The organism is Lactococcus sp. S-13, from assembly GCF_004210295.1.
In the GTDB taxonomy this organism is placed as follows: domain Bacteria; phylum Bacillota; class Bacilli; order Lactobacillales; family Streptococcaceae; genus Lactococcus.
Genome location: NZ_SDAK01000001.1, coordinates 1,929,641 through 1,942,190, shown reverse-complemented (window position 1 = coordinate 1,942,190; position 12,550 = coordinate 1,929,641). Strand labels below are relative to the sequence as shown.

Sequence of the window (12,550 nt, the reverse complement as noted above, 5' to 3'; positions counted from 1 at the left end):
GAATAACTAAAATATATTTTATAATTGTTCATAGTAATATATACTGTATTGCCTGATTTTATCTAATAGATATTATTAAGTCAAATTTTTATCAATCTTTATTTATTTATTATTTCGTGGCACAGACGATACTCTATTGGAGATCTCCAGCCTAATTTCTTTTTAATTCGTTCATGATTATAATAATAAATAAAATCTTTAAGGGCTGTTTGAAGTGCTTTAAAAGACAAGAAAACATAACCATAATAAATTTCTTGCTTGAGTAACCCCAAAAAATTTTCCATCACCGCATTATCATAACAATTTCCTTTACGGCTCATAGATTGAAATATTTTATTTTTCTTGAGGAGTATAGAATATTGTTTCATTTGATATCCCCATCCTTGGTCAGAGTGGAAAGTACGTCTGTATTGACAATCTGAGGTAATTTGTACTGCTTGTTCTAAGGCATTTGAAATTGATTGATAAGTAGGAGCTTTAGAAATATTATATGCAATAATTTCGTTGTTAAAGAGGTCAAGAAAAGGGTTAAGATAAAGCTTACGTTGAACCCCATCTTCATAATATTTGAATTCTGTCGTATCTGTTGTGATTTTTTGATGAGGAATGCTAGTCCAAAAGCGACGACGAAGTTTATTTTTAGCGATTCTACCTACAGTTCCTTTATACGAATTGTACTTCCGTGACTTATGCCAGTAGGAGGACACACAAATTCCTAACTTTTTCATTAAACGTTGAACTTTTTTATGATTGATAAAGAATCCTTCCCGTCTTAATGCTTGTACCATCCGACGATATCCATAATTAGGGTTTTTATCATGGATTAAGAGAAGTTCTTGCTCTAGACTTTCATCTGTATTAGGGCGTTCAAAGCGTGCTTTCCAATAGAAGTATGTCGCTTTAGGAAACTTTGTAATCTCTAAGATTTCTTTGAGTTTGAATTTTTTTCGGAGATTGTGAATGAGTTTTGCTTTTTGTTCATTGGAACCTTGTTTCCCAATCTCCGTAGCCCTTTTAAATATTTGACCTCGATTTTGGCATAGCGAAGTTCTTTTTCTAGTTCTTTGATATGTTGTAAATATGCTTCATCTGAGGAATTAGATACGTCACTCATAGGATTTTTTAACTCCATATTCCGTCTTCGACCATGTTTTTTTGGTTCAGGAATCTCTCCATATTTTCTGTATTGATTTACCCAAGTACAAAGTAGCCCCATAGTACGAATATCTAGCTGGCAGGAAACTTCTTGATAGGTAAAATCAGTTGTTAAGTATAATTTTACTGCATTTTCTTTAAACTCGGTACTATAATTCTTTTTCTCTTTAGAATTTTTTTGAAAAGCAGCCTTTCCCCTGAGGCGATATTCTTTTATCCAACCTTCCCTCCCCCAGAAGACAAGATGTTGTATTTTTGTGCCAACTCAGCAGCGCTTATTTCCCCTTCTAAATATTCCCTTACAATTTTTAGTTTAAACTCTGGCGAGTATTTTGTCATAATAAAAGACCTCCAAATGTTAGATTTTTGGTCTAACTTTTGGGGGTCACATCAGATTTAACCATTATGAGTCATTTTTTCGTTAATTTTTCAGTATTTGAGAGATATGATAGATGATTGTTTTTATGCTATAATAATCAGTGGCGCACCTTACCAATGCAGAAATGCCTTAGGAAGGGGGTGAGATAATGCTTCTGCAAATCTTCGTATCAGTAGTCGCTCCTATTGTGGTTGGAGTAATCCTTGAGCTGGTCAAGGATTGGTTGAAAGACCGACATAAGCGCCATTAGTCCACATTCGCTCAGTTTCGCAGAACTGGGCGTTTTTTTTGCATAAAAAAACCGAGAAATTCGCAGTTCCTCGGCTTGTCTTGTGAGATACCACTCCCACAAATCTTCGTTACTTTTATTATAACATTTCAATATTCTTTGTCAACTACTTTATTCTTTGTTGTTTTTACAAATCTTCTTTTGGAGTGGCAACACTTATTCCTGTTATGGAATTTTCTTTTCTATCCATTTTTAATAGTACAGTTCAAAGTTTTTACTTATAATCAACAACACAGTGTTTAAGGCATATCTTAATCACTTTTATTTTTTAAAAATTTAATTAAGAATCGAATTATAGCTATCACCAAAGCAATAAAAACTAATAAAACAATACCAATTAGAGTCATTTCATTTACACCTAACATATAGAACAGAAATTAATCATCCCATACTTCCTTTCACACATAATCTATACCTGACTCAAGTATAAATTATAAAACGACATAAAGCAATAGTAAGCAAATGGATAGATATAAAAAATGGAAAAACTTATAACTTAACGGTTATGAGTTTTTTCAAGCTTCTCAAGCAACGTGAAATTGATTTCTTTTTTGGTTTGTCACTTAGTAGCTCTCTTTATCCTAAATCGACCTATAGCGTAGATAAATCCGCCAAAAAATATTGCTTGTAAAATTGACATGATTAAATTCTTTGGAGAGTGGAAATATGAAACAATATTTCCATCACCACTTACATAGAGCATTAGCATCCTTAAAAAATACATACTTATTCCAAATTGAATGCCAGCCAATACCCCGGCCCTCAAGACTTTTTTCTTAACTACTTTTAAGTCTGATGTTTCTACTTCAACATCATTCAACCTACTCTTTTGACTGGCAATAATTAGATATAGACTTACGGCAAATAGCCCAACAAGTATATTACTCCCAAGATAAACCCATAATGTTTGTACTGGGTATTTAAATGCGAAAAAGAGTGCTATAAAACTTGCAATAAGAAAATACCACCATAACCCCATAAAAGCATTATTTCCTATTCTATTTACTTCTTTTTCTTTATATTCATCATAATCTCCAGCAATTCCATAAAATTTTCTGATTATCCGTATTCTCAAAGGTTCTTTATTTTTCATCAGCTTTTTCCTCCCAAAATAGTTCATTTAAATCTGAATTTAATCTCTTTGCCAATTTTATACATAAATCTAATGATGGATTGTACTTATTGTTTTCTATTAAATTTATTGTTTGCCTGGCTACTCCAATTTCTTTAGCTAAGGCAAATTGTGATAATCCTTCCTTTTCTCTAAAAATTCTTACGTTATTCAAGTAATCAACTCCTTTGGTCATATATATGTGACTACATTAAAAATACCACAAAAAACTCCTTGTGTCAATTATAAGTGACATGATATTTTCTCCCAATATTGGACTAACATTGAATAAATCGCCATACAAAAAATAGATTATAAAGCAACCCCCATGAGCTTTTTAGGTCTGGTTTTCGTTGTTTTTCCAATATTTGAGAGGTAGGGTAGCTAAGCAATTTTATACTATAATAATTAGTGGCGCACCTTTCTGATGCAATTTTGCCTTAGAAAGGAGGTGAGTTTATGCTCATAACAATCTTCGTATCAGTTGTCGCTCCAATAGTGGTTGGAGTAATCCTTGAGCTGGTCAAGGACTGGTTAAAAAACCGACATAAGCGCCTTTAATCCACTATTCGTCCCTTTGGCAGAGGGACGTTTTTTTATTAAAAAATAAAAAAACCGAGGGTTTTTGGCAGTCCCTCGGTTTATGTGGTGAGAATATGCTCACTACAATCTTCGTTAATTACATTATAACACTTCAAACTTCTTTGTCAACCGCTTTATCTTTTAAAGCTTTCATAAATCGTCTTTTTTGAGTAGCGATACTTATTCCTGTTTTTCGCTCAATCATCTTGTATGTCATTCCTTGCTGCTTCAATTCATAAGCAAATTGAATTTGTTCTTCAGAAAATTTCTTTGGACGTCCCTCTTTAAAATTGGGATCATGAAGTTTAGCAAAATTTTTCCCCTCTTGAGTTCTCGTTATGATGAGATCTCGTTCAAATTGAGCAAAGGCACTAAAAACAGTAAAAATTAGTTGACCTGTTGGTGTATTATCAATGAGTCCGATATTTAAAATATGAACTTTGATGCCTTGAGCAAATAACTCTTGAACGATTTCTAGCGCTTCTCGAGTGTTTCTTGCAAAGCGATCCATTCTGGCGACAATTAAAGTATCCCCTGATTTTTAATTACTGCAACAAAATATAAAATTGAGTTCGTTCAACAGTAGCGCCTGTAAATTTTTTCAGTTCCTGCCTCTTTCAAAGTTTCAATTTGATGTTCCAATGTTTGTTGCAATGTGCTAACACGTGCATATCCGATTTTCATCTTTTCCCTTCCGCTTATAACCCTAAGTTAAGAGCCGCTCTTTTCCTTTAAATATAACACATAAAAAACGCTCACAACTTAACAGTTGTGAGCTGATTTGTTTGTATACATATCCGCTTATTTGCTATCAATCCAAATGTTTAAGCAGCGTACCAAATTGTTAATGTAGCATCATCATCCTCTGAATCGCAAGATTGAATAGTAATCACTGGCTCTCCTATTGATAAGCTGTTATAAGCATTTTCGTCGTTTGTAACACCACTCATGACATTATAAACTGTATATGTTTGATTATTTACTATAATCTTTGAACCTACAGCTACCTCTCGTACATCTATACCAATTTGGCCTTTTCTTTCAGCTAAAAGATGTAAGTGCTCTGTATAATCAAGCCACTGATAAACATATTCATCTGCAGGGACATGTCCTAGACCAGAAACCCCCCTAATATCGTAATGCTTCCCATTGAAGTTTAAACCCTCTGAACTTTGAATCGTAGTTTTTGGAAGGGAGGATTCAATTTGATCTTTTTCATTTACTTGATTCTTCGCTTGCTCTTGCGAGGAAGTATTTGACTTTGAAGAATGGGAGTCAGATGTGGAAACATCTTTTTTGTCACTTTTAATTGTAACTGATTTTAAGCTAGGCTGTGTCTCATGAAGTTCATGTGCTTTTAATTGATTAGCAATTGAAAGCTTATGAACTATAAATATTGAGCCAGCAGTCACTGCTAACAAACTTAAAGCTACCTTTTTAATAATCATTATTCAACCTTTCTTACATTGCACCTGATAAATACGGCTTATATACTTAGCAGCCTTTGGCTATTACCTAAAATGTTAGTTTATCAGTATCGATTATCCGAGTTTGGTACAGAGTAGAGGTTATATAGGTAGTCTATTTACCTTTTCCCTCAATAAATCTTAATAATGAATTTTCAACGATAATTCTCATTTTTCACTTACTTTATACTAATGATTTTATCATATAGTCTGAAACCTAACAAGACAAAATGCTCGTTTTAACAAGATGTACAACATTATAAGTGTTTTATATTTTGAAAAATAAAAAACTCATAACTATAAAGTTACGAGCTATCTAGTTTATATATCTTTCCACTTAATTAATAATAGTCCAGCTTCAATCTTGTAGCGATTTATTTATTCTTTGAGCAACTTGAGCTTTCAATATTTGCGATCATGTTTTGCAACATATCTCCTTCTTGCTACAAAAGTTGCAGTAATTCCGAAAATAAGTGCTCCCATAGTCGAAAATTTGAGTCCTTCTCTACTGCCTGTTAATGGCAACTTTGCGAGTGTTGAACGTTTAACGATTGGTCCGTTTATAGCACCAACTTTTGGTGCTGGATTTGCAACTGGTTTTGCAGTTGGTGTGGCAACTGGTGTCGCAGTTGGCGTAGCAACTGGTGTCGCAGTTGGTGTAGCAACTGGTTTTGCAGTTGGTGTAGCAACTGGTTTTGCAGTTGGCGTAGCAACTGGTTTTGCAGTTGGCGTAGCAACTGGTTTTGCAGTTGGCGTAGCAACTGGTTTTGCAGTTGGTGTGGCAACTGGTTTTGCAGTTGGTGTAGCAACTGGTGTCGCAGTTGGCGTAGCAACTGGTGTCGCAGTTGGCGTAGCAACTGGTTTATTTACTCCGATACGGCTTGTAAAAATTGTGCCAAGTTTGCGAAGCGGAAATTTATCATCATCATACTTGCCACTATTTGTTGATAATACTGATGGTTTTTGGATATATTGTGTCAAAGTTCCGTCTTGTGCTGCTGCTTGCACAGATACTTTTAAGGGTACTACATAAATAGCTGTAGGTGTTGCGAACGCTTTGGGTGTTTGTGGCAAAGGAGTTGGAATCAATGGTACTTTTGGTGTAGCAATTGGTGTTGCAACTGGTGTAGCAGTTGGCGTCGGTATTTTAGGTGCTACTGCAGCTGATGGAATACGTTTTTTCGGTACAAATTCAACTGGTGGTGCTGGTATTGCAACTGGAGTTTTTACCGGTGCTTTTGGTGTTGGTACGTTTTCGGGAGTTGCAACTGGTGTTGCAGTTGGTGCTTTTGTTACTTTAGTGGTTGTTTTAGTCGGCACTGCAACTGGTGTTGCAGCTGGTGTAGCACTTGGCGTTACAGTTGATGTTTGTTGATTTGCTTGTGGCACTGCAACTGGTGTTGCAGCTGGTGTAGCACTTGGCGTTACAGTTGATGTTTGTTGATTTGCTTGTGGCACTGCAACTGGTGTTGCAGCTGGTGTAGCACTTGGCGTTACAGTTGATGTTTGTTGATTTGCTTGTGGCACTGCAACTGGTGTTGCAGCTGGTGTAGCGCTTGGCGTTACAGTTGATGTTTGTTGATTTGCTTGTGGCACTGCAACTGGTGTTGCAGCTGGTGTAGCACTTGGCGTTACAGTTGATGTTTGTTGATTTGGTGTTTGTTGATCTGGTGTAGCAGGAGGTGTAACTGGTGGGGCTACAATGACTTGGCCCGAGGAGGGATCATATACTTTTTTACCGTCAATGATATAAGTTCCGCCGCTTGCTGTGATCAATCTATTAAGATTTTGATCAATTATAACTGAATTATTAATGGTAGTACCATGCGCAACATCTGCCGCTTTGGCATGTGTTCCAACTGCAACAATCCCAAGAGCTGCGGTTGCCAAAAGTGTGTATTGTGTAGGTTTTTTCATTTTAAAATTTTTCTTTCTAGGTAATTTTTTTGTAAATTCGTGTTTTCGAAGGGATACACTAACTCAAGAGCCTATCACTAGGTTGATAAGAACTATAAGGTAGGAATTAAAAATATTTATAAATTATTATATCAAAATTAAACATACAATGCAATAAAATTAAATTTGTATGCGTATTCTAATTAAATTCTATGATAATGTGGTCAAAAAAAAATCTTTTGTTGAGCCTCGCCTCGAAGATAAAACTAACCCCATATCATTCTAATAGAGTGATACTACGAAAGTTTGAACACAAAAACTGGTGCATAAGCTGTTTAACTCCAATATTTTTTGAAGTCGTATTGTTTTCCGGCATTGTCTGTCAAGATTTTTTGAGGACGGATTGAAAAAATCAGCATAAAAAACGCCATTAATTCTAGGTTTCAAACCATTAGACTAATTCAATCTGATGATTTTATTATACAAAAAAATGAGATATTCCTATCTCATTCATGTCGTACACCCATAAATTTGGGCCCATGTGGAAAGTCAACGAAAAACTAAATACTGATTTTTCAAAGTCTTTTGGAGAGTTGTAATCTAGAGCTGAATGCATTCTTCTTATATTGTAGTAGGTCTCAATATATATAAAAATTTCTTGGGTAGCCTCAGCTCTTGCCTTAAAATGAGCATCATTAATAAGTTCCCTCTTAGCGTCTTACAAAAAAACTTCATCATTGCATTGTCATAAAGAATTCCTTTACGACTCATGCTAGATTGAGCCCCGACTTGACGAAGGGGGGATTGATAACGTGAGCTTGTATATTGACTTCCTTGATCAATATGGGCAATCAAACCAGGCTGAGAATGTTCTTTCCCACAAGCTTGTAAGAAGCAATCCATAACCAGATCTTTATTCCTTTCTGGCAATCTAGCAGAAATTTTTGCTACGTTGTTTTCTCCTTCTACATAAAGATAAACTCGTCCTTGGCGAACACGGAAGGTTTCTTCTTTTCCTTCAATCTCCTGGTTTTGGCCTCTGCGGGGGTGCTTATGTTCAGGACAAGTTTGCCCTGCTAACAATGCCATTTCTTTAGCGCAATAACGTTCATTATTAATGTAGACAATCAGATTTAATCCTTCTTCTCGGATATTATTTAATCCAAAATCTGCATAGTCTATACTATCTATTTCTTGTTGAGTAAATGCTATTTTTGAATCTTTTAAAAATTTTTCTATATTTTTTTCATACCCCATTTTATTCTCCTTATGAAATTTTGAAATCCTTAAGATCAATTTCTTCTTCTTTCTCTTCGAATTCAATCATCTCATTTGGGTCAACAGGTTGCATTATAATAATAAAAGTTATTGCTTGTGCTAATGACCCAATGGCAAGGGCAAGGACAAAAAGTAAACCATGATTCCCTGTCATAGTTGGCACTGCAAACATCCCAGATGCAGGGATATGACTATCACACTCCCAGAACATTGCTACTGCTCCAAATACGCCACCACCAATTCCGGTTGCAATCATATTTTTTAACCAATTTTTGAAAATAATGGGAAAACACCCCTCAGTAATTTGACAGAATCCCATAGGAATAGCTGATTTTAAAGTCTCTGCATCTTGTTTATCAAAAACATTTTTTCTAAATACTTTTTGCAAAAAGAACACAAATCCGTACCCAAATGGCGTAATCATAGATGCACCAATTAAAACGGTAAGAGGGGGATAGATACCTTCTGAAAACATTGTAAAAACAACAGCAAACACAGTTTTATTGATGGGTCCCCCGTAGTCAATAGAAGACAAAACTCCAATGATTAATCCATAAATTAATAGTTGTGATGGATCAAGCTTTATTAAATAGTTAGTTAATATTTTTACTAAATAATTGATTGGTGTACCAAGAACATAGTACATAACCATTCCTCCAAGAAAAGAGGAGACAAATGGAACAATAAGTGTAGGCATAAGCCCTTCCATCCATTTCGGTACTTTTATATTTTGATAGAAAATCAAGGTAATTATCCCTACCACAAAACCCGAAGCAATTCCGCCAATAAAACCAGTATTGATTCCATGGGCTACAAAACCGACAATTAGACCAGGAGCTATTCCTGGTTTGTCCGCAATAGAATATGCAATCGCAGTTGAAACAACTACTGGCAGAAACCCTAGGCCATATCCCCCCATAGTCGATAGCGTATCTGCAAAAGCAAATGATTTTGAAAAATCAACTATACTTTTACCACCCATTATATTTCCAATTGCAAGTAAAAACCCAGCAGCACATACAACAGGAAGAAAAAAGGAAATAGCTGTCATTAAATGTTTTTTGAAACCTATAGTTTTTAAAGTATTCATGTTACGCTCCTTGGTTTATTTCTTCCAATTTTTCAATTAATTTATTAGGAGACTTTACCACTAAACTTGTGGGTACTTCTACAACTTTTTTACCTTCAAATCGTTCACGACCGCTAATTTTGATGTCTGCAGCAATAATTACTACATCAGCCTCTGAAATTTCTTTAGAATCAAGCTTTTCTTGAATTCCGGCCAAACCTTGAGTTTCAATGCGAATCCTATGTCCGTGTTCTATCCCTGCTTGAGTTAATTTTTCTTTTGCAATATAGGTATGTGCAATTCCTGCCGTACAAGCTGTAATTCCGACGATATTCATAAGTGACCTCTCCTTCTTAAAGTGACCGTTCACTAAATGCGTTTTAGATTGTCCCTTTGATTTAAGTGACGTCAAAGGGAATTTTTAGTGATTATTGGAAATAATATTTGGCTTTATCAATAGCTCCAAACAGTTTGTTTTTATGATGAACTACTTTTTCAGTTTCTTTCATCGGCTCTGGGAAGAGCACATTAGGTTCTCGTTTTTCGGAGTTACCATCATTTAATTCTTCTCGTAATTTTTCGGCAAAAACTATTTTGATATCAGAAGAAATATTTACTTTATTAATACCATGAGTAACAGCGGCTTCGATTTCTGAGTCCAAATTATTTGATGCACCATGTAGAACCAAAGGAATTCTAGTTTCTTTGACAATTTCCCCCAAAACATCAATGGCTAATTTTGGCTGTAAACCTTTTGGATAAAGACCATGAGAGGTACCAATTCCTACAGCAAGCGAGTCACAAGCTGTGCGCTCAACAAATTCTTTAGCTTGAGCAGGATTTGTATAAAGTACTTCTTGGTTTCCTCCTTCAACATTATTACCAGTGTTTCCAATCGTTCCTAACTCCGCTTCTACCGAAACTCCCACAGCGTGTGCTGCTTCGACAACTTTTTTTGTAATTGCAATATTTTCTTCAAATGGTGCCAAAGACTTATCAATCATAACCGATGTCATTCCGAGTTGAATAGCATGAATAACTTGTTCATAGCTAGCTCCATGGTCCAAATGGATGGCAATTGGTAATTTAGTTTTGTTAGCTGCATCAATACATGAAGCAACAAAGTTATCTTCCAAAAAGCTCAACTCATCTGGATGAATTGCAATGATAAAGGGGGTTTGATCTTCTTCACACGCCTGTAGTGTAGCGTTTAACAAAGGCCCCGAACCGCAATTATATGCTGGAATTGCAAAGTTTTGTTCTTTTGCGACATCGAGTAATTCTTTTCCTGTTACTAAAACCATTTGTAGGTCTCCTTTATATAAAAATATTTTTTGGCAAAATTGCCATGTTCACATTAATCAATTTTTGTCAATAACTGATATAAGTTATTGACATTTGTAACTTGAACTAGCTCTTTAAGAAAGTCATCATGTGCTAGAAGTTGAGCTACTTGTTGCAATAATAAAATATGGGTTGTTGTAGCATCTATATCCTTTACAGCAAACATAATAACTACTTTGACTGGTTCACTATCTAAAGTCTCCCATTCAATTTCATTTTCCAGTACAGCGATAGCAATTGTTGTATCTTTAACGGATGGGGATTTTCCGTGCGGAATAGCAACGCCTTGCCCAATACCTGTTACCCCCTCCGCTTCACGTAGGTAGACATCACTTATAAATTCTTGAGCATTATTTACATAGCCACTACTAGCAAGTAAACTTCCTAATTCTTTAATAACCTCTGCTTTATTTTTAGATTTTGATGGAATAATCATCAAATTTTTATGAATCACTTTTTTCAAATCTATTTCTGTCATCATTGTTCACCACTATCTTCTAAAATATAGTTTATTTTTTGAATATCATTTTCTGTTAATAACGGACTAATCATTATAATTGGAACATCTCCAATTTCTTTTATAGGAGTATCAATTGTTGTTAGTATTAAATCCGTATTTTTTTGAAGATATTCTTTATTTTTTTCAGCCTGTCGGTTACTCATTGTCCCAATAATATTTAAGTTCGGAACTTTCTTCTTAATTCTGATTTGTAATAACTCACTAGTCCCTATACCAGTTGAACACACCAACAACACTTTTTTGTTAGTTGTACTTTCTAAAAAAAATTTTTCAAAATAGAGAGTAAGATATCCCGTTTCCGCTTCATCAATTTTTGTTTCAAAAGCAAGTTCTTTATTTATTGAAACAATTATTGTTGATAGTTTTACAAAAGTATGATTGTACTTTAATTTAATTTCATCTAATAAATTATTTTCGACATGTAATCCTACTCTTAATCTAGAAATCATAGGTAAAATATGCTGGTACAGGTCCTCTTGAAGTCTATCAATTTGGTTCAAATTTCTGAAATCTGATTTGTCAAAAAAACTAAGAATTATATGTTTGATAATCTCGTGCGCCAATTCGTCATCAACTTTCAGGCTTTCTTGTCTACTGAGATTAATGGCATATAGTGTCTGAAAGAATAAAATCTGCTCTATTTCATCAAACGAAATATTAAGATATTGTGATAAGTTTTGAATAATTTTTTTTGCCAAATTTGCCAGTAACTTATTTTTAGACACAAGTTTTTCTTCTATATTCGTTATTTTCGGTATGTCCCAAGTAACCTTTCCTTCTCTTGTACGCTTTACAAGCGTAGAGAGATAGAGTTTAATAGTCCAATCATAAGGATAGCTTAGATATTGATTCATTTGTTCTTCAATCAATTCAACTTGAGAATTAATGAAGTTATTATCTCCTTCGAAAAGTTGAAGACTCATATTATTTGTCAACAGTATCAGACTATTTATCGCTTTTCTAATACTATCTTCCTCCCCATTAATCCAAACATAGTGTTGTTCAGCTTTAAAAATAAGATTATATTTTTTAAAAAATTTTTCGATTTTCTTTAATTTGATTATTTTAGCGCTAGCAGATAAATAGTCAGCTTCTAAAACATCATCCCTCCTCTTATAAGGGTGGCTAAATAAAATTGTTAACATTATCCTGTATAATTCATTGTCTTCTTGTTCGATGACCTTTAAATATTTATAAATATTTTTTCCTTTAAAATCATTTGACAGCTTAAAACCTTTGCCTGATTGAGAAATAATTAGCGTATTATCAAAGTATGCTAAGTACTCCTCATTAATCTTGGCTATCATTCTTCTAATTGTTTTATCAGATACAAGTAACTGCTTTGCTAATACTGAAGCTACAACATAATTTTCAAAATTTAGAAGACTCAATACTTGGCGTTCGCTTGTATTTAAAAACATCTCACCCTCCTGTATCCGTTCTCTTTTTATATCTTTATTT

Annotated in this window: 11 protein-coding genes and 3 pseudogenes; 2 read left to right on the top strand and 12 right to left on the bottom strand. The window is 34.4% G+C overall.

The features are described from left to right. Window positions 1-98 precede the first annotated feature (98 nt). A pseudogene (locus EQJ87_RS09750) lies at window positions 99-1,494 on the bottom strand (IS3 family transposase). A 188-nt stretch (window positions 1,495-1,682) separates the two neighbouring features. Here EQJ87_RS09750 and EQJ87_RS09745 point away from each other — a divergent pair. Next, a complete protein-coding gene (locus EQJ87_RS09745; protein ID WP_130124399.1) occupies window positions 1,683-1,784 on the top strand; it encodes a type I toxin-antitoxin system Fst family toxin in 102 nt (33 codons plus the stop codon). Window positions 1,785-2,382: 598 nt separating this feature from the next. Here EQJ87_RS09745 and EQJ87_RS09740 read toward each other — a convergent pair. Together EQJ87_RS09740 and EQJ87_RS09735 are read right to left on the bottom strand one after the other, a co-directional pair. After that, window positions 2,383-2,916 carry a DUF3278 domain-containing protein gene (locus EQJ87_RS09740; RefSeq protein WP_190289073.1) on the bottom strand — a complete coding sequence of 178 codons (534 nt, stop codon included), beginning with the start codon at window positions 2,914-2,916 and terminating at the stop codon, window positions 2,383-2,385. Then, window positions 2,906-3,109, bottom strand: a complete 204-nt coding sequence (locus tag EQJ87_RS09735) for a helix-turn-helix transcriptional regulator (protein ID WP_130124397.1) — start codon at window positions 3,107-3,109, stop codon at window positions 2,906-2,908. The genes EQJ87_RS09740 and EQJ87_RS09735 overlap by 11 nt, the downstream gene beginning before the upstream one ends. A 284-nt stretch (window positions 3,110-3,393) precedes the next feature. On the opposite strand from EQJ87_RS09735, the gene EQJ87_RS09730 reads away from it, so the two are divergent. Then, a complete protein-coding gene (locus EQJ87_RS09730) occupies window positions 3,394-3,495 on the top strand; it encodes a type I toxin-antitoxin system Fst family toxin (protein ID WP_021722009.1) in 102 nt (33 codons plus the stop codon). A 133-nt stretch (window positions 3,496-3,628) separates the two neighbouring features. On the opposite strand, the pseudogene EQJ87_RS09725 reads toward EQJ87_RS09730, so the two are convergent. The 9 genes and pseudogenes from EQJ87_RS09725 to EQJ87_RS09685 form a co-directional block, all read right to left on the bottom strand. Continuing rightward, window positions 3,629-4,200: pseudogene (locus tag EQJ87_RS09725) on the bottom strand (recombinase family protein). A 140-nt stretch (window positions 4,201-4,340) separates the two neighbouring features. Then, entirely contained in the window at window positions 4,341-4,964 is a 624-nt protein-coding gene (locus tag EQJ87_RS09720; protein WP_130123078.1) for a hypothetical protein, read from the bottom strand. 420 nt (window positions 4,965-5,384) lie between these two features. Next, on the bottom strand, window positions 5,385-6,899 hold the full coding sequence (locus EQJ87_RS09715; RefSeq protein ID WP_130124396.1) for a hypothetical protein: 1,515 nt from the start codon (window positions 6,897-6,899) through the stop codon (window positions 5,385-5,387). A gap of 550 nt (window positions 6,900-7,449) precedes the next feature. Continuing rightward, window positions 7,450-7,787 (bottom strand): annotated as a pseudogene (locus tag EQJ87_RS09710) (IS3 family transposase); the annotation flags it as partial. Between the two features lie 358 nt (window positions 7,788-8,145). Next, window positions 8,146-9,246, bottom strand: coding sequence for a PTS fructose transporter subunit IIC (locus EQJ87_RS09705; RefSeq protein WP_130124395.1), 1,101 nt, complete (start codon window positions 9,244-9,246; stop codon window positions 8,146-8,148). Between the two features lies 1 nt (window position 9,247). Next, window positions 9,248-9,562 carry a PTS fructose transporter subunit IIB gene (locus EQJ87_RS09700; RefSeq protein ID WP_130124394.1) on the bottom strand — a complete coding sequence of 105 codons (315 nt, stop codon included), beginning with the start codon at window positions 9,560-9,562 and terminating at the stop codon, window positions 9,248-9,250. A 91-nt stretch (window positions 9,563-9,653) separates the two neighbouring features. Next, window positions 9,654-10,529: a ketose-bisphosphate aldolase gene (locus tag EQJ87_RS09695; protein WP_130124393.1), complete on the bottom strand. Its 876-nt coding sequence runs from the start codon at window positions 10,527-10,529 to the stop codon at window positions 9,654-9,656. Between the two features lie 53 nt (window positions 10,530-10,582). Beyond that, window positions 10,583-11,050, bottom strand: a complete 468-nt coding sequence (locus EQJ87_RS09690) for a PTS sugar transporter subunit IIA (protein WP_130124392.1) — start codon at window positions 11,048-11,050, stop codon at window positions 10,583-10,585. Then, window positions 11,047-12,510 carry a BglG family transcription antiterminator gene (locus tag EQJ87_RS09685; protein WP_130124391.1) on the bottom strand — a complete coding sequence of 488 codons (1,464 nt, stop codon included), beginning with the start codon at window positions 12,508-12,510 and terminating at the stop codon, window positions 11,047-11,049. Before EQJ87_RS09685 ends, EQJ87_RS09690 begins: the two co-directional genes overlap by 4 nt. Between the last annotated feature and the right edge of the window lie 40 nt (window positions 12,511-12,550).

What these genes read in the sequence shown, in the direction of transcription:
- EQJ87_RS09745 (WP_130124399.1), top strand. Translation starts at nt 1,683, where the DNA reads ATGCTTCTGCAAATCTTCGTATCAGTAGTCGCTCCTATTGTGGTTGGA.
- EQJ87_RS09740 (WP_190289073.1), bottom strand. Translation starts at nt 2,916, where the DNA reads ATGAAAAATAAAGAACCTTTGAGAATACGGATAATCAGAAAATTTTAT.
- EQJ87_RS09730 (WP_021722009.1), top strand. Translation starts at nt 3,394, where the DNA reads ATGCTCATAACAATCTTCGTATCAGTTGTCGCTCCAATAGTGGTTGGA.
- EQJ87_RS09720 (WP_130123078.1), bottom strand. Translation starts at nt 4,964, where the DNA reads ATGATTATTAAAAAGGTAGCTTTAAGTTTGTTAGCAGTGACTGCTGGC.
- EQJ87_RS09715 (WP_130124396.1), bottom strand. Translation starts at nt 6,899, where the DNA reads ATGAAAAAACCTACACAATACACACTTTTGGCAACCGCAGCTCTTGGG.
- EQJ87_RS09705 (WP_130124395.1), bottom strand. Translation starts at nt 9,246, where the DNA reads ATGAATACTTTAAAAACTATAGGTTTCAAAAAACATTTAATGACAGCT.
- EQJ87_RS09700 (WP_130124394.1), bottom strand. Translation starts at nt 9,562, where the DNA reads ATGAATATCGTCGGAATTACAGCTTGTACGGCAGGAATTGCACATACC.
- EQJ87_RS09695 (WP_130124393.1), bottom strand. Translation starts at nt 10,529, where the DNA reads ATGGTTTTAGTAACAGGAAAAGAATTACTCGATGTCGCAAAAGAACAA.
- EQJ87_RS09690 (WP_130124392.1), bottom strand. Translation starts at nt 11,050, where the DNA reads ATGATGACAGAAATAGATTTGAAAAAAGTGATTCATAAAAATTTGATG.
- EQJ87_RS09685 (WP_130124391.1), bottom strand. Translation starts at nt 12,510, where the DNA reads ATGTTTTTAAATACAAGCGAACGCCAAGTATTGAGTCTTCTAAATTTT.